The sequence below is a fragment of the Thermosipho affectus genome, assembly GCF_001990485.1.
Lineage (GTDB): Bacteria > Thermotogota > Thermotogae > Thermotogales > Fervidobacteriaceae > Thermosipho > Thermosipho affectus.
Genome location: NZ_LBFC01000022.1, coordinates 1 through 16613 on the forward strand (window position 1 = coordinate 1; position 16613 = coordinate 16613).

Consider the following 16613-nt stretch of genomic DNA (forward strand, 5'->3'; position numbering starts at 1 on the left):
GATGAATTAATCGAAAATATTTCTAAACTTAACTAAAAAAGGGGGGGTATTATGTTAAACGAAAAAATGGTTCAGGCTTTGAATAATCAAGTAAATGAGGAATTTTATTCGGCGTATTTATACCTTTCTATGGCAGCATATTTTGAAAATATTGGATTAAAGGGGTTTGCAAATTGGATGAGGATTCAAGCAATGGAAGAAAGGGATCATGCTATGAAAATATTTGAGTATCTTGCAAGACAGGGTGCAAAAATTAAATTGGTGACAATAAATGAGCCACCACAAGATTTTGGAGGTATAAAGGAAATTTTTGAAGAAGTTCTTAAACATGAACAACATATTACTTCTAAAATAAATGAATTGGTTGATTTAGCAGAAAGTTTGAAAGATAGGGCTACTTTTAATTTTTTGCAATGGTTTGTTGATGAGCAAGTAGAAGAGGAAGAAAATGCAAATGATATTCTAAGCCAATTAGAATTAATTGGTGATAATAAAAACGCACTTTTCATGCTTGACAAGGAACTTGCTCAAAGGGTTTACACACCAATTGTTGCGGAGTGATATTATGAACAAAGAGAAGATAATTGAAGTATTAAAATATGAAGGAAGACCTATGAAAACTGGAGAAATTGCCGAAAAATTAGGAGTAGATACCAAACTTGTAAGTAAATTAATTAAAGATTTGAAAAACGAAGGTAAGGTGGAAAGTCCAAAGAGGTGTTATTATTCAATTAAGGAGGGAGAATCATGACAAAAAGAGGGCAAATATACAAATGTGAAAAATGTGGAAATATTGTTGAAGTTTTACACGAGGGTGCTGGAACACTTGTTTGCTGTGGAGAACCAATGAAACTTTTAGAGGAGAAGACGGCAGATTCTACTCAAGAAAAACATGTTCCGTTTATTGAAGAAATCGAAGATGGTTATAAGGTTAGAGTTGGAGAAAATGCAATGCATCCTATGGAAGAAAAACACTATATAGAATGGATAGAACTAACAGTGGATGGAGTTGTTTACAAAAAATTTTTGAAACCTGGTGATAAACCTGAAGCAATTTTTGAGGTGAAGAAGGGAAGTAAGGTTTCAGCAAGAGAGTATTGTAATATACATGGACTTTGGAGAAAGTAACCCGGGGATAAACCCCGGGTTATTTAATTGTTCTCATTTAAATTATCCCATAATTCTTTGATTTCTCTTTCATATTTTTTGAAGAGCTCTAATATTTTTGGGTTAAAATCATCAGGTGATGTTCTCCCATCACCTTTTATTATTATTTCTAATGCTTTTTCGTGTGAAAGAGCAGCTTTATATGGTCGTTTAGAACGTAGTGCGTCATAGACATCTATTATGTTAACTATTTGTGCTTCTATTGGTATTTCATCTCCCTTTAAGCCATATGGATAACCCTTTCCGTTGTATTTTTCATGATGATATAGTGCAATTTTTTTTGCTGTCTCAAGTCTTGGATCGCCATTTAATATCTCTGCACCCCATATTGTGTGTTTCTTCATTATTTCCCATTCTTCTTTTGAAAGAGGGCCAGGTTTTGATAGTATTTTTGGGGGGACTTTTATTTTACCTATATCATGCAATGGTGAATAAAGGTAAACTTTTCTAACAAGGGTTTTTGGCAATTGCAATTTTTTTGCTAGAAATTCAGATAGTATTTGTACTCTTTTTATATGATTTCCTGTAGTTTCGTCAAATCCTTCTACTATGTTTGACATTTTTTCTATAAATAATTCATAGGTTGATTCAAGTTCACCAGAATATCTTTCAATTTCACTGTATGCATCAAGCAGTTCTTCGTTTGTTGATTTAAGTTCTTGAAAATTTGCTTCAATAATGGAAATCATATCTGCTACTTCATTGATTAGAAAATCTATTTCTTTTATATTTGATGAAATTTTTGAAGAGTTAAATGTTTGGTTTGTAAGATAATTTTTAGTTTCATTTACTAGGTTTTTAATAGGTGTTGCTATTGATTCTTTAAGTTCTCTTTCAATATTTTTATGGACGGTCTTTGCAAGTAAAAAGATGAGAAGTATACTAAATATAGAAGTAAAATAATATGGCAAAAGTTCTAAAAATAAATTTTTATAACTGACAAAATATACATCACCGCGAGCTTCTTTGGATACTATTAGATAATTTTTATAAATGTAATTACCCTTTTTTATGGCAAAATCAAATTTCTTTCCAATATTTTCTGGAGTTCCATAAAGAATTGTGTTGTCATTTTTTGAGATTAACAGTGCGTTCTTGCTTAAAGTTTTTAAAAATTTTGGATTTAAATCTATTCCAATTACACCTGAAATGTTTTTTCCTTCCACGTATTTTGAAACGGTAATTACAATTTCTTTTGTAATTTTGTCAACATAAGGTTCAGTAATTTGAACTTTATCTTTTTTATTTATTGCAGATACGAACCAAGGTCTGTTTTTTGGATTTTCATTTTCTATCGAAGAGTTATGTGGATATATAATAAGATTTTTCTGATCAGTTGAGAAGTATATATATGAAATTTCTTTTGAAAATTTTTTGTATATATTTTTTAAAGCATTTTCTAATTTCTTTTGATCATCTACAAGTTGTGGGTCAAGAGAAATAAATTGTAGAATGTTTTCAAGGTTAAAAAATAAGTTGTTCCATCTTTCTGTGGATCTTTCAAGCTGAATGAATGCTTCTATTGATATAGAACGAAATCCCAAAAAAACAAAGAATATTCCAGAGACTATTGCAATAACGATGAATGGAATGATGAGATGTTTGTTAATTTTTCTTTTAAAAAAGTCATTTAAATTCAAATTATCACCCCATTACTCTTTTACATTAGTATTTTAACATGATTTTGTGAATTTTATAAGTGAAAAGAATGGTATAATTAAAATAGTAAAAGTGTGCGGAGGTGAATTTGTGCCAAGAAGACTTGGAAGAAGAGGAAGAGGATTTGTGTTAGGTGATTTTTTAACGGCAAGTTTGCTTTTATTGTTGAAAGAGAAACCTTCTCATGGTTATGAACTTGTACAAAGACTTTTTGAATCTAAATTTTATAATTTCAGGCATGATCCAGGTGTCATATATAATATATTGAGGAAATTGGAAATAAATGGGTTTATAACATATGATTTAGAAGAAGGAGATGGTCCATTTAGAAAGGTGTATAAGATTACAAAAGAAGGAGAAAAGTATCTAATGTTGATTAAAAGTGAAATAGAGAGCCTGAGCGAACAATTGGAAAATTTTTTGGATGAATTTTACAAAATGGAAGAAAGTTAATCTATTAGAGAGTATAACTTTACTTAATGAAAACTTTAAAGGATAGATAATTAGACAAAAAATGAAAAAAACAAACGAGTTTTTAGGAAATTTTAATAATTAGGTGTTATACTATTGTTACCCAACTAGTAATAGGAAAGGTCAGAGAAAATGTACATATGAAGTATGCGGTATTAAAAGAAACTTATTTTTATCGATGTAGTTATATATGAAAAATATGTAAAAACAGTTGTTATTGTATTAGGAAATTTTTTTTATTTGAAAGTAGAAATGTTTATAATGTACAATTGGCGTTGGTATGGAATAGAACTATAATGAAATAAAAATTCTAAAGAAAACGAGTTTTTTAAAATACTGAATGAAAAATTAGCAAAGGGTGAAACAAGAAAAAGGCAATATTCAAGAAAGAGAAGACTTATTTTAATGAATTAAAGGAAAGTTGAAATATGATGTTAATATGATTGTTATTGCTAGGAGTTTTAATTTGGTGTTTTATAAAAAATTCCGATGTGTTGAAAGAATTAGATAATTTTCAAAATAATAGTGGTGGTGCAAAGAAAAAGGCTTTAGAAATATTAAATGAAAAATTTATTAGTGGAGAAATCACAGAAAAATATCTTAGAAAGAAAAAACTTATCGAAAAAAATTGAAAATAAGATTTGTTATATATATGAAAATGTATTATTAAAAAATTTCAATGTATTAAATCCCTTCTTTTTTTAAAGAAGGGATTTTGTTGTGATATAATATATCTAGAATTACATTATTTTGGAGGGAATGAAATGCCTGGTAAGATAACAGTAATTACTGGACCTATGTATTCTGGTAAAACAACGGAACTTTTGTCCTTTGTTGAGATTTATAATATTGGGAGAAAAAAGACAAAGGTTTTTAAACCAGCTATTGATAATAGATATGGAGAAGATATAGTATCAACTCATACGGGTTTTAAAGTTAAAGCATTTAAAGTTGATAAGTCCAAAGAAATATACAAATATATTGATGAGACGGTAAGTGCAATTTTCATTGATGAGGTGCAGTTTTTTGATATTGAATTAATTGATCTTGTAAAAGATTTGGTTTTTAAAGGTATAGATGTTTATTGTGCAGGATTAGACATTTCTTATCTTGAAAATCCATTTGAAGTTACAGCAAAGCTTTTAGCTATTGCAGATGAGGTTATAAAGAAAAAGGCAGTGTGCGAGAAATGTGGAGAACATAGAGCCACATATTCATACAAAATAGTTCCAGATGGTGGAGAAATAGATATTGGTGGTAAGGAAAAATACATAGCAATTTGTAGAGAATGTTTGCATAAGTTAAAAAATGGGAGGTGATGGTGTGAGGAAGATTTTTGTTTTATTTTTGTTTGTTTTTATGGTTTTAAGTTTTTCAGTTCAGTTGGTTATTTTACATACCAGTGATTTGCATGGAAACATTTTACCAATTAGTTATGCTACAAACAAGCCTTCTGATGTGGGACTTGCAAAAATTGCAACTCTAGTAAAGCAAATGAGAAAGGAATGTGGGAATGTTATTTTGATCGATTCTGGAGATTTAATACAAGGTACTCCATTGGAATACTATCATGCAAGAATTGACAACAAACCTATTGATCCTATGATTTTAGTCATGAACAAATTGGGATACTCTGCATGGACATTGGGAAATCATGAATTTAACTATGGATTGAATATTTTGAACAAGGCGGTTTCAGAGGCACAATTTCCGGCATTGAGTGCAAATATATTAGATGAAAATGGAAATCCCGTGTTTAAGCCTTATCATATAGTTAATGTAGGTGGAATAAAAGTTGGAATTTTAGGTTTGACTACAAAATTTATCCCGAATTGGGAGGATCCAAAGAATATAAAAGGATTAAAATTTGAAGATCCTGTGAAAGTTGCAAAGAAGTATGTAAAAGAATTAAGGGATAAAGTGGATGTTATTGTCGTAGCATACCACGGAGGATTAGAAAGAGATCCAGAAACAGGAAACCCAACTGAGGAATTGACAGGTGAAAATCAAGGGTATCAACTTTTACAAGAAGTAAATGGGATTGATGTGTTATTGCTTGGACACCAACACAGAACAATTGCTACAAAAATAAATGGTGTACCAGTATCAATGCCATCAAAATGGGGAAAATACCTTGGAAAGATTGTTTTAAATTTAGAAAAAGTTAATGGAAAGTGGAAGATTATTGATAGTTCTGTGGAAGAAATACCTGTAAAAGGCGTTGAAGCTGATAATGAAGTTGTTGCTATGGCAAAGCCATATGAAGAAAAAGTTCAAGCATGGCTCGATCAACCTGTAGGTTACGCTAAAGGAGATTTTTGGATTTATGATCCATTATTTGCAAGACTACAGGATAATAGTTTAATTGAATTCGTTAATAAAGTTCAAATGTACTACAGTAAGGCTAAAATTTCTTCGACAGCTTTGTTCAATAACGACATAAAAGGTTGGAAAAGTGGACCAATAACATTAAGGGATATAAATGCCGTATACATTTATCCTAATACATTAAAGGTTATAAAAGTTACAGGAAAAGATATAAAGGAAGCTTTGGAAAAAAGTGCGGATTATTTTGCTTTTAATAATTTTAAAGTTTCTGTTAATAAAACTTGGGTTGAGCCAAAACCAAGACATTACAACTATGATATGTGGGAAGGTATAAGTTATAAGATAGTGCTAAATAATCCTTCAGGAAATAGAATAATTGATTTAATGTTTGAAGGGGAACCTATCGAAATGGACAAAGAATATGAAATTGTGTTAAACAATTATAGAGCTGGTGGTGGCGGGGGATATACAATGTTTAAAGGAAAACCAGTTGTCAGAGAGGTAATGATGGAAGTATCAGAATTAATGGCAGATTACGTCCTTAATAGAAAAGAAATAAAAGCGACAACCGATAATAACTGGGAAGCAGTTGTTAAATTTGAATATATAGTAAAACCAGGTGACAATCTTTGGAATATTGCAAAGAGATTTGGAATTTCGATAAAAGATTTAATAAGATGGAATAATATTAAGAATCCTTCAATATTAAGAGTAGGAGAAAAATTACTATACTATAAAAACTATATCGAAACTTTGCCACCTATAAAGGAAGTTTCAGGTTTTTAAAATCCAAGGGGATTTCCCCTTGGATTTTTTATAAACCCAATTCTTCCAAAACAAGGATAACTTTAATCCTTCCAGGATGTCTGTGGCCAGATTCTATGATTGTGTAGTAATTACATATTCTTTGAGCCGAGGCACAATTAATGCAATATCCTGTTTGTGTGCAAGGTGTATTTAAGTCTAGACGTTTGCTATTCATTGGGGATATGTATCTTATTCTTTCCCTTGCTTCTAACAGATTTGGGACAATTTTATTTACACTAGTTACCAAAATTACATTTTTTGGTCCGTATATTACAGCTGCTACTCTATTTCCATTTCCATCTAAAAGTGCTATTTCACCGTTTTCAGTTATTGCATTTGCACTACAAATGTAATAATCTGCAAAAAAAGCTTTTCTTTCTAATTCGTATTTTTCTTCTTTTGATTTAGCACTATATCTGTCATAAAAAATGTAATTCCCATTTCTTAGTGCATCTAATAGTTTGATTTGATTTAACGTTAGAGAGCCACCTGTGGCAACAGAAGAATTTTCTGGAATAAGTTCCAATACTTTTTTGAGTGCTTCATTTGTATCTTTGACTATGTATGCATCGTGACCTTTTTTATTCAAATTATCTGCAACTTTTCTTGCAAGTGAAAAGTATTTCCAAAGATAAAGATCCCTTCTCATTACTTTCACCTTCTTATTTTAAACTTCTTTCAATTTTAAAAGATAGCGCTTTAAAAGATAAAGTGATATCCACATCTTCCACGGGAAGTTTTGTTCTTAATTTTATTGGTGCAAAATTTATTAATCCTTTTACACCTAATTCTTCGAGCTTTTCAACCACTAATTGAGCGGCATTTTCGGGAACGGCAATCACAGCAATTTCTACGATATTTTTTTTGAAAAATTCTTCGATTTCAGAAATGTGTTTGATTTGAAGTTTTCCAATCTTTTTTCCAACCTTTGATCTGTCAGCATCAAATATTCCAATTATATTGAATTTTTCTTTTTTTAAACCTTCATAACTTACAAGTGCACTTCCTATATTTCCTGCTCCTATTACAACTACATTCCAAATTTTATTAACACCTATTATTTTTTCAAGACTATTCATCAGTTCGTATGTGTTATATCCCACACCTCTTTTTCCAAACTCTCCAAAGTATGAAAGATCTTTCCTTACTTGACTTGATTTAATTCCTAGTCTTTCCGCAATGTCTTTTGATGCGACAAACTCAATGCCTTCTTCGTATAGCCTGTTTAAACATCTATAGTAAAGGCCTAGTCTTTTTACAACTGGTTTTGGTATTTTCTTTTCCATCTTTTTCCTCCTTTCAATTTTGTGAAGATAGTCACAATAAATTATACTATATTTTTCACAAATAATTCAAGGGGGGATTGATAGAAATAATACTGGAAATTTTCGTTTTGTTTGTTTTTTTGATATTTGGAAATATTGTTTAAAAATAAAAAAAATTTATCTATATAGAATAATTTGAATCTATTTTTGTGATTTGAATAATTTCAATTTTATGTTAAAATACACTTAGAAAGTGGACATTATAACTCGGGATTTAATAACGAATTCAAATTTATTATTCTTTATAAAGGAGGGAACGTTATGAGCTTGTCGACCTTTTTTGTGACCTATTTCACATGGATATTACTAACAGGTTATAGTAATGTTTCAGAACTTATTGTCGGTTTTTTTGTATCGCTTGTTATTTCCATGATATTTAAAAAGTATTATGGAATAAAATTTGACAAGTTATTTTTAGTAAGATTTGTGAAATTTGTGTTAATATATCTTCCTGTTTTTATATGGGAGATGATAAAGGCGAATTTTGATGTAGCTGTACGTGTTTTAAATCCTAAACTTCCTATTAATCCCGGATTTGTTAAGCTTAACACAAATTTAACAAAAGATAGTTCAAAGTTTGCGCTTGCAAACTCTATAACTTTAACTCCAGGTACTTTAACATTAGATGTTAAAGAAGATGTCCTCTATGTTCATTGGATTGACGTTAAAACTACAGAAGAAGGAGAAAAGAAAAAATACATTTCGGAAAAATTTGAAAAAATTCTAAAGGGGGTATTTGAATGATTTTCTTACAATACATTTATTTTGTGCTTGTGGGTTTTGGAGCCTTATTATCTTTTTTAAGAATCTTATTTGGACCTACAAGTGCAGACAGAGTTGCCGCCCTTGATACTTTAAACGTAGTTTTAACTGGAACAATAGTTTTTTTGGCATTGATTTTTAACAATGGATTGTATCTTGACATAGCACTGGTTTATGGCTTGTTATCTTTTGTTGAAACTGTAGTTATTGCACGATATTTGGAGGGGAAAAAATGATTATAGTGGGATATATACTGATTGTAATTGGTGCGTTTTTTTATTTTTTGGGAGGACTTGGGATTTTTAGGATGCCTGATGTTTACAATAGGCTTCAAGCTGGTACCAAAGCTACTACTTTGGGTTCGTTTTCTGTTGTATTAGGTGTGGGGCTTGTTGATATTGATTATTTACCAAAAGCTTTATTGATAATAGCATTTATTGCTTTGACTAACCCTGTCGGGAGTTCAGTTTTAGCTAGAGCAGCGTATTTGAAAGGGATTAAACCTACGGAAAAAACTATAGTTGATGAATACAAAGGTGGTGGAGAAGAATGACAATCATCACTATTTTTGTAGGGGTCTTGATGATTATGTCAGGAATTTATGCAGTAGAGGCAAAAAAAATACTTGATTCTTTTATAGCACTTTCGCTTTTGAGCTTGTTGTCTGTGTTTTTGTTTGTAATTATGAAAGCTCCAGATGTTGCTATTACAGAAGCATCGGTGGGGGCCGGCTTGACAACAGCAGTATTAATTTTAGCTTTGAGAAGAATAGGTGGTGAGAAAAAATGAGAAGATTTTTTTCCGTTTTAATAGTATTAGGTTTGATTTTGTTCTTATCAAATTCTTTATCTATTCTTCCAAAATATGGACAGGCAAAAATTTCTAAAGTTTCGGATGCTTATATAAATAAAAGTGTGAATAGTGAAAAAAGAGAGGTTAAGTTTGGTGAAACTAAGGATTTGGAAGATGGTGCCGCAAATGTTGTAACTTCAATAGTGGTTGATTACAGATCTTTTGATACTTTAGGTGAAGTTACGGTACTTTTCACTTCGGCATTAGGTGTGGGTTTTGTTTTACATGGGATTAGAAGAAAAAAATATGGAAGAATGCCCAATTTTGTTTTGAGGGTATCTGTGGGGATTTTATTACCACTAATACTTTTGTTTGGAACTTATGTATTTATTCACGGTCATCTTACACCTGGTGGAGGATTTCCAGGTGGAACGATAATAGCTGTGGGAATACTTTTATTGTATTTATCAAACGAAGAATTTTCTCTTTCAAAAACATCCAAATTTGTCGAAGGCTTTGCGGGAAGTCTATACGTAATTTTGGGATTAATTGGATTGGCCGTAGGAGGAGTGTTTCTTGTTAATTTCCTTCCAACAGGAGTAATAGGTACTTTGTTTAGTGCTGGTATTATACCAATTGTATATATTTTAATTGGATTTAAGGTTGGAGCGGAATTATCTGGAGTAATTTCCGATATGTACAGGGAGGGATGATAATGGTCTATTATATTGCTTTTGTTTTAATAGGAATAGGTATATACGGAATCTTAACTCAAAAAAATTTGTTTAAATTTTTAGTATCTTTAACGATTATAGATACCGCGATAAATATATTTATAATTTCTCTTGGATATATTGAAGGAAAAGATGTACCAATATATTCTCAATATACCCCTGTTGCCAATTTTGTAGATCCATTACCACAAGCATTGGTACTTACAGCAATTGTAATTGGTGTTGGAACCCTTGCGCTTGGTGCATCTTTATTGATAAAAGTTTACGAAAAATATGAAACTTTAGAAGTTGAAGAAATCGCCACAAAGGAGGCGAAAGAATGACGGCGTTGCTTGTTGTTGTACCTTTACTTTCTGCATTTTTGTTTGTACCTTTTAAGGAAAAGGCAAAATATGTCCTGCCATTTATAGTTATTATTAACCTTTTTTTATTGATGAATTTTCCTGTTAATTCCACGGTGCAAATGGGAGGATGGAAGGCACCATTTGGAATTGTTTTAGTTTTAGATTCTGCAAGTTTTAACACACTTTTGGTTGTTAACATAATATTTTTAATTGTTTCGTTGATACCTCAAATTGCCAATGGTTTATCGATAGTAGTGTTGATTTTACTTTCTTCATTGAATGGAATAATTTTAACCGGTGATATTTTCAACTCATTTGTTTTCTTAGAAATAACAGCGGCTGGAGCTTACATTATTGCATCTTCAAAGAAAAATTATTATGGTGCGTATAAATATCTTATTGTTGGAAGTGTTGCAGGTGGATTTTATCTTTTAGGTGTTATATATGCATATATAGGAACAGGTTCTTTGAATTTTGCAGATATTTCGCTTAACATGAAAAGTTCATTTTTGCCTTATGTTACCCTTATGTTGTTTATAGGTTTGGCGGTTGAAAGCAAAATTTTACCATTAGCAGGTTGGATTCCAGACGTTTATGCTTCTGGATCTGCAATAACACCAACTATTTTGGCTACAAGTGTAACTTTCTCAATGTTTTACCTTTTAAGTAGGATATTTATCACAATCTTCAACGGTTATTTTTTGGATGTTTTGTATGTTTTTGGATTGATTACTTTGGTATTAGCTGAAATTGCCGCATTTAGACAGGAAAATCTTCTAAAAGCGCTTGCGTTTTCCTCTATAGCACAAGCGGGTTTAGTATTAAGTGTGCTTTCTCTCAATACATCTAACGCATTAACTGCTGCTTATTTTCATTTGTTGAATGATGCAACGTCAAAAATAATTTTGTTTGTTATTGGTGCAACCTTAATAGGAAGTTTTATGAATAACAAAACTGCAGGTATTTCCTTTAGTATTGCATCGTTTTCGTTAATTGGCTTTCCACTTTTTGCAGGATTTAGAAGTAAATTGTTAATTTTGCAAAGTGCATTTGAAAAAGGGGATTATTTGTTACCTGCGCTTTTGTTGTTTTCAACTATAATAGAAGCTGCATATTTGTTGAGGTGGAATATAAAGCTTTGGTATGGTAAGTATAAAAAAGATTCTAATATTTCATGGAATATTTTGTTAATTGCTTTGGTGTTATCTCTACTTTTAATCTATATAGGTATATGCCCTGAAATGTATCTAAAGATATCTGAAAACATATCACAAGGTATAATGAGCTCTCAGACGTATATTAATAACGTTTTAGGAGGGATGTAAATGATATCCTTAACTAATTTAATTTTGGTTTTTCTTTTTGGTTCAGTTGTAAGTTATCTGTTGACAAAATCTAACAGAGTTTTAGGTTCAATATTTAACTTTTTACTCACCGCGTATGCACTTTATGAAATTTGGAATTTAAATATAAATTATAGTGAAAAACTTTTTGGACTTTTTAACAATTTAGAAAGTACATTTAAAGTTACATATTTAGGGAAGTATTTTGCTTTAGTAAGTATGATTATAATTTCTTTTGTGGCATTTTTTATAATTGAATGGATTAAGAAAAAGGGTATTAAACCTGCCGCTTTTAACGCTTTTATGTTGATTATGATTTCTGGAGTTTTAGGGGTATTTTTTGCAAATGACTTGTTAACTCTTTACATTTTTTGGGAATTAGCCGTTTTGGGTTCATTTTTGATAGTTCCCATGGGAAAAGAAGATTCAAAAAAAGCAGCTGTAATTTATGCTGTGACAAGTGCCATTGGAAGTTACATGTACCTTTATGCAACCTTTGCAATTTTTAAGAGGTATGGTGTGCTTTCGTTTGAACAGGTATCTCAGCAATTAGTTAATGATTCGTCGTTGTTTAAATGGTTTATAATTTTATTTATTGCAAGTGCTGGTATAGCAAAAAGTGGAATTTTTCCACTCCATACTTGGCTTAGAATTACCCACGGTAACGCTCCAGATGCGTTTAGTGCAGTCTTATCTGGGCAATTGGTAAAAATGGGATCTTATGTTTTGGCAATTGCAATATCTGTTTTTCCAACTGTTCAAATGTTTTCTTCATTTTATCATGGGATCCCACTACTTAATTACCTTTTAATTTGGCTTGGTAATATTTCAATATTAATTGGTACGTTTATGGCAATTAGGCAAAATGATATGAAACAACTAATTGCATTTTCATCTATTGCAAATGGTGGATACATCCTCGTGGGATTGGGAACTATGAATTCAATAGGTTATGCAGGTGGATTGTTTCATGTATTTAACCATGCAATAGCTGCTGCTATGATTTTCTTATCTTTTGCAGCAGTTGTGTATAGGACGGGAACTACGAAGATTGATGAAATGGGTGGATTAATTTGGAGAATGCCATGGACATTTGTTACATATCTTGTTGGAATAATTTCACTTGCGGGGATACCACCTACAAGCGGATTTATATCAAAGTGGATGATTTTTAGTGCGCTTGTCAACAAGGGTATGTTTATCACGTTGGCAATTACATTTATTGGAAGTGTCGGATCTTTTCTTTATGTTTTTAGACCATTAGCAGGTGTATTTTTGGGGCAGCTAAAGAGAAAACATGCGGATGTAAAAGAAGTCCCAGGTATTATGTTAATACCTATGTTGTTGTTTGTTGTTCTGGTACTTTTTATTGGAGTTTATCCAAAGCCAGTTTTAGATTATATAAGTTCAATAGAGAAAGTTCTTGGAATAAAACCTATTTCATACAGTGGATTTGAGATAGTAACTCCGTTGGGTAAGTGGAATACTTTAACAGTTTTTACAATGTTTGCAGTAGGTTTTATAATCGCAACAGTTTTGTATTTGATATTCCCAAGGGGAAAGAGGGTTGAATTAACTGATCAATATACTGGTGGGGATTACTTATACAATTATGACTTGTACCACTATGCGACAGGATTTTATAGGTTTATTGAACGATTGTACGATAGACATCCATCTTTTGAAAAATTGTATGGTATGTTAGCTGTGTTCTTTAGATCAATTGGTGATATTGTAACTGATTTGATTTATAAACCAAGTCCGAGTGGATACGTTTTTTGGATTTCTGTTGTAATCCTCATAATATATTGGGTGAGGTGGTAAGAGATGACAATATTAAAGGTAATTGCAGTTTTATTAACGGGATTTTTTGTTGGATTAACTCTAGAAGGAATTGCAAGGAAAATAATGGCCAGAGTACAAAGAAGGTATGGCCCGCCTTGGTATCAGAATTTTATAGATGTTTTCAAGGCTCTTTCAAAAAGAGGAATTTCTCATGGTTGGATTTTTGATTTTGGAATCTTAATGGCATTGGGAGGAGTTATTGCAACTTTAGCTTTTGTACCATTGGGGGATTTAGTTGCATTTCCTGGACTTGACAATATTTTTATAATAGTGTATTTGTTTGCAGTTGGAGCACTTGGAATGGCAATGGGAATGGTTGGTTCTGGGAATCCTAATGCTAGTATAGGGGTTGCAAGAGCTTTAACTCAAATGCTTGGTTATGAACTACCTTATTTAATTTCTATAGCAGGTGTTTTGTATTATTATAAAACCAGTTCTGTGTCTGGGTTGATGATGGCTCAGCAGGATACTTGGACTTTATTTAAAATGCCAATAGGTGGAATTGTTGCTTTTGTTTCGCTGCTTGGAATGCTGGGTAAAAAACCTTTTGATACACCTATTGCACCTGCTGAAATTGCGTCTGGTCCAATGGTGGAACTGTCTGCCAAATATATGGGACTTTTAATGTTAATGCATACTTTTTCGATATTCGTTGAAATAGGATTGTTTGTGGATATATTCCTTGGAGTAAGTAATTATTTTACATTTCTTTTGAAATTTACTATAGTTTGGATAATTGCAACATTAATTTCATCGGTTTTGCCAAGATTTAGAATAGAACAAGTTGTTAAATTTTATTGGAAAGTACCGTTAAGTTTAGCGTTTGTCCAGGTTTTATTTGTATTACTTGGTTGGGTATTTTAGGAGGTGAAAGAAATGGCCGTTGATGAAAGAAGTTTATGGGAAAAAATAGCAGATAAACTTAGAAGTAGATCATTGTGGATGCTACATTATTGTACAGGTTGTGGAGCTATGGAACTTCCTCCAACAATGACTTCAAGGTTTGATATGGAAAGATTTGGTATGGGACCAATGGCTACTCCAAGGCAGGCGGATATTTTGTTTATAACTGGATATTTAAGTGCTAAAACACTTAGAAGGGTTATTTATACTTATGAAAAAATGGCGGAACCTAGATATGTTATTGGATTTGGATCATGTACGTTAAACGGAGGTATATATTACGATTCATATGCTACAATAAACAGATTGGATTATTACATTCCCGTGGATTTGTATATTGCGGGTTGTATGCCAAGACCTGAAGCATTACTTGAAGCATTTAATGAACTTATGAGGATGATAAGAAGAGGAGAAGCAAATGGATGGAAAAAATACAAAGAAAATTATGAATGGTATAAACAGAATCAGATAAGATCCCTTGGGGAGGTGTTTGTACATGATGAATTCCATGAGTAATACAGTAGAGAAATTAAAAAGAATAGTTAATAATTTAGATATAACAAAGGTAGACGAGAGAGAAATAAAACTTGAATTACCAAATGAACAAGTTTTACCAACGCTTTTAGCTTTAAAAGAAGATGGATATTCACATTTATCTTTAATAACGGCAGTTGATTGGATAGATGAGGGAAAGTTTGAGCTTGTTTATATTCTCTATTCTTGGGACAATGGTGGAAAATTTTTGATTACAACAAAAATAAATAGGGATACTCCAAAATTTGTTACTGTAAAACACATGTGGCCTATTGCAAGATATTACGAAAGAGAGCTCCATGAGTTTTTTGGAATAAAGTTTGAGGGAAATAATGATATGAGGCCGCTTTTCTTAGAAATGTGGGATGACATGCCACCTTTAAGAAAGGATTTTGATCCATTTGAGTATTCGAAAAGGAAATTTCCAGATAGGGAATATCAAAAGGATGTCATTCATGAAGCTAAGATAATAAGAGGTGATATAGATGGGTGAAGTAAAGCTCTTTTTTGGTCCTAACCATCCGGGAATGCACGGTAATTTTAGTGTCCATATGTATGTTGAAGGGGATACTGTTGAAAAAGCAAGACCGTTACCTGGTTTTTTGCATAGAGGTTTTGAGAAGCTAATGGAAAGAAGACTTTGGTATCAGAATCTTGCATTAATCCCAAGGATTTGTGTGCCTGAACCAGATATTAATGAAGCATGTTATGCAATGGCTGTTGAAAAGATTGCAAAGATAGATGTTCCTGAAAGAGCCCAATGGATAAGGATGATTGTTTTAGAATTGGCAAGGATTGCAAGTCATTTAATGAGTTTTCCGGGTATTGGCGGCACTATTGGCCTTTATACAAGTTCATTTTGGGGAGTATCGGATAGAGATCGTATTTTAGATATTTTTGAAAGTTTAACTGGTGCAAGAGTTTATCATATGTACATAATACCCGGAGGAGTTAGAAAAGATTTAACTCCAAAGATACAAGATTTAATCTTTAATACTTTAAATTACATTGAAGAAAGATTGGGAGAATATGAAACTTTGATTTTTAAGAATAGGATAGTTCATACGAGATTAAAAGGAATAGCTTTATTAGATAAGGAAACAGCATTAGAGCTTGGTGTTACTGGAGTTGGCCTTAGAGCGACAGGAGTGCCGTATGATATTAGAAAAGTTGATTCTTATTTGTTCTACGATAAAGTTGATTTTGAAGTTCCTACAGCTACTGAAGGAGATGCATATGCAAGGGTATATCTTAAATATCTTGAGATATACCAAAGTATAAAAATAATTAGGCAATGTCTTGAAAAAATGCCAGAAGGAAAAATTAATGTTCCAATTAGTGAAGGTAACGCCCTTAGGTATAGAGTACCAAAAGGTCAAGCTTACGTGCATATAGAATCAACAAGAGGAGAGTATGGTTATTATATGGTTTCAGATGGAGGAGAAAAACCATATAGAGTAGCAGTACGTGGGGCTTCATATCCTCAAACATTTATAGGTATAGAAAAGTATTTGCCTGGAACAAGAATAGAAGATGTTCCAATTTGGCTTTCAACAATGGATGTTTGTGCTCCAGAGGTAGATAGATAAGGAGGGGACA

Annotated in this window: 22 protein-coding genes; 19 read left to right on the plus strand and 3 right to left on the minus strand. The window is 31.8% G+C overall.

The window, feature by feature from the left end:
* Positions 1-51: 51 nt before the first annotated feature.
* From XJ44_RS06790 to XJ44_RS06800, 3 genes are read left to right on the plus strand one after another with little or no spacing between them, the layout of a single operon-like run.
* Positions 52-561 (plus strand): ferritin, encoded by a 510-nt coding sequence (locus tag XJ44_RS06790; RefSeq protein ID WP_077198499.1) that lies wholly within the window; start codon positions 52-54, stop codon positions 559-561.
* A 4-nt stretch (positions 562-565) separates the two neighbouring features.
* A complete protein-coding gene (locus XJ44_RS06795; protein ID WP_077198500.1) occupies positions 566-751 on the plus strand; it encodes an HTH domain-containing protein in 186 nt (61 codons plus the stop codon).
* Positions 748-1128 carry a desulfoferrodoxin gene (locus XJ44_RS06800; protein ID WP_075666236.1) on the plus strand — a complete coding sequence of 127 codons (381 nt, stop codon included), beginning with the start codon at positions 748-750 and terminating at the stop codon, positions 1126-1128. The genes XJ44_RS06795 and XJ44_RS06800 overlap by 4 nt, the downstream gene beginning before the upstream one ends.
* A gap of 23 nt (positions 1129-1151) precedes the next feature.
* On the opposite strand, the gene XJ44_RS06805 is transcribed toward XJ44_RS06800, so the two are convergent.
* Positions 1152-2807, minus strand: a complete 1656-nt coding sequence (locus XJ44_RS06805) for an HD domain-containing phosphohydrolase (RefSeq protein WP_077198501.1) — start codon at positions 2805-2807, stop codon at positions 1152-1154.
* Between the two features lie 46 nt (positions 2808-2853).
* Here XJ44_RS06805 and XJ44_RS06810 point away from each other — a divergent pair, with 46 nt between their 5' ends.
* The 4 genes from XJ44_RS06810 to XJ44_RS06825 all read left to right on the plus strand — a co-directional run bounded on the left by XJ44_RS06810 (position 2854) and on the right by XJ44_RS06825 (position 6411).
* Positions 2854-3279: a PadR family transcriptional regulator gene (locus XJ44_RS06810; protein WP_233119535.1), complete on the plus strand. Its 426-nt coding sequence runs from the start codon at positions 2854-2856 to the stop codon at positions 3277-3279.
* Between the two features lie 509 nt (positions 3280-3788).
* Positions 3789-3929 carry an SHOCT domain-containing protein gene (locus tag XJ44_RS06815; RefSeq protein ID WP_158071831.1) on the plus strand — a complete coding sequence of 47 codons (141 nt, stop codon included), beginning with the start codon at positions 3789-3791 and terminating at the stop codon, positions 3927-3929.
* 132 nt (positions 3930-4061) lie between these two features.
* Positions 4062-4616, plus strand: coding sequence for a thymidine kinase (locus tag XJ44_RS06820; RefSeq protein ID WP_077198503.1), 555 nt, complete (start codon positions 4062-4064; stop codon positions 4614-4616).
* 4 nt (positions 4617-4620) lie between these two features.
* Positions 4621-6411: a 5'-nucleotidase C-terminal domain-containing protein gene (locus XJ44_RS06825; protein WP_077198504.1), complete on the plus strand. Its 1791-nt coding sequence runs from the start codon at positions 4621-4623 to the stop codon at positions 6409-6411.
* A gap of 28 nt (positions 6412-6439) precedes the next feature.
* On the opposite strand, the gene XJ44_RS06830 is transcribed toward XJ44_RS06825, so the two are convergent.
* Both XJ44_RS06830 and XJ44_RS06835 read right to left on the minus strand, forming a co-directional pair.
* Entirely contained in the window at positions 6440-7081 is a 642-nt protein-coding gene (locus XJ44_RS06830; RefSeq protein ID WP_077198505.1) for a lactate utilization protein, read from the minus strand.
* 13 nt (positions 7082-7094) lie between these two features.
* Complete coding sequence (locus tag XJ44_RS06835; RefSeq protein WP_077198506.1) at positions 7095-7718, minus strand: redox-sensing transcriptional repressor Rex; 624 nt, start codon at positions 7716-7718, stop codon at positions 7095-7097.
* 300 nt (positions 7719-8018) lie between these two features.
* On the opposite strand from XJ44_RS06835, the gene XJ44_RS06840 reads away from it, so the two are divergent.
* The 12 genes from XJ44_RS06840 to XJ44_RS06895 are packed head-to-tail and all read left to right on the plus strand — an operon-like array spanning position 8019 to position 16603.
* On the plus strand, positions 8019-8501 hold the full coding sequence (locus tag XJ44_RS06840) for a Na+/H+ antiporter subunit E (protein WP_075666243.1): 483 nt from the start codon (positions 8019-8021) through the stop codon (positions 8499-8501).
* Entirely contained in the window at positions 8498-8755 is a 258-nt protein-coding gene (locus XJ44_RS06845; RefSeq protein WP_077198507.1) for a cation:proton antiporter, read from the plus strand. The genes XJ44_RS06840 and XJ44_RS06845 overlap by 4 nt, the downstream gene beginning before the upstream one ends.
* Positions 8752-9072 (plus strand): monovalent cation/H(+) antiporter subunit G, encoded by a 321-nt coding sequence (mnhG, locus tag XJ44_RS06850; RefSeq protein ID WP_075666245.1) that lies wholly within the window; start codon positions 8752-8754, stop codon positions 9070-9072. The genes XJ44_RS06845 and mnhG overlap by 4 nt, the downstream gene beginning before the upstream one ends.
* Positions 9069-9308 carry a Na(+)/H(+) antiporter subunit B gene (locus XJ44_RS06855; protein WP_077198508.1) on the plus strand — a complete coding sequence of 80 codons (240 nt, stop codon included), beginning with the start codon at positions 9069-9071 and terminating at the stop codon, positions 9306-9308. The genes mnhG and XJ44_RS06855 overlap by 4 nt, the downstream gene beginning before the upstream one ends.
* Positions 9305-10024, plus strand: a complete 720-nt coding sequence (locus XJ44_RS06860; protein WP_077198509.1) for a Na(+)/H(+) antiporter subunit B — start codon at positions 9305-9307, stop codon at positions 10022-10024. The genes XJ44_RS06855 and XJ44_RS06860 overlap by 4 nt, the downstream gene beginning before the upstream one ends.
* A 2-nt stretch (positions 10025-10026) precedes the next feature.
* Entirely contained in the window at positions 10027-10368 is a 342-nt protein-coding gene (locus XJ44_RS06865) for a sodium:proton antiporter (RefSeq protein WP_084758781.1), read from the plus strand.
* Positions 10365-11714 carry a complex I subunit 5 family protein gene (locus XJ44_RS06870; RefSeq protein WP_077198511.1) on the plus strand — a complete coding sequence of 450 codons (1350 nt, stop codon included), beginning with the start codon at positions 10365-10367 and terminating at the stop codon, positions 11712-11714. The genes XJ44_RS06865 and XJ44_RS06870 overlap by 4 nt, the downstream gene beginning before the upstream one ends.
* Positions 11715-13556: a proton-conducting transporter transmembrane domain-containing protein gene (locus tag XJ44_RS06875; protein ID WP_084758782.1), complete on the plus strand. Its 1842-nt coding sequence runs from the start codon at positions 11715-11717 to the stop codon at positions 13554-13556.
* Between the two features lie 3 nt (positions 13557-13559).
* Entirely contained in the window at positions 13560-14441 is an 882-nt protein-coding gene (locus tag XJ44_RS06880) for a respiratory chain complex I subunit 1 family protein (RefSeq protein ID WP_077198512.1), read from the plus strand.
* 12 nt (positions 14442-14453) lie between these two features.
* Complete coding sequence (locus XJ44_RS06885; RefSeq protein WP_075666251.1) at positions 14454-14996, plus strand: NuoB/complex I 20 kDa subunit family protein; 543 nt, start codon at positions 14454-14456, stop codon at positions 14994-14996.
* A complete protein-coding gene (locus XJ44_RS06890; RefSeq protein ID WP_077198513.1) occupies positions 14977-15507 on the plus strand; it encodes an NADH-quinone oxidoreductase subunit C in 531 nt (176 codons plus the stop codon). Before XJ44_RS06885 ends, XJ44_RS06890 begins: the two co-directional genes overlap by 20 nt.
* Positions 15500-16603 (plus strand): NADH-quinone oxidoreductase subunit D, encoded by a 1104-nt coding sequence (locus XJ44_RS06895; RefSeq protein ID WP_077198514.1) that lies wholly within the window; start codon positions 15500-15502, stop codon positions 16601-16603. Before XJ44_RS06890 ends, XJ44_RS06895 begins: the two co-directional genes overlap by 8 nt.
* Positions 16604-16613: the final 10 nt, after the last annotated feature.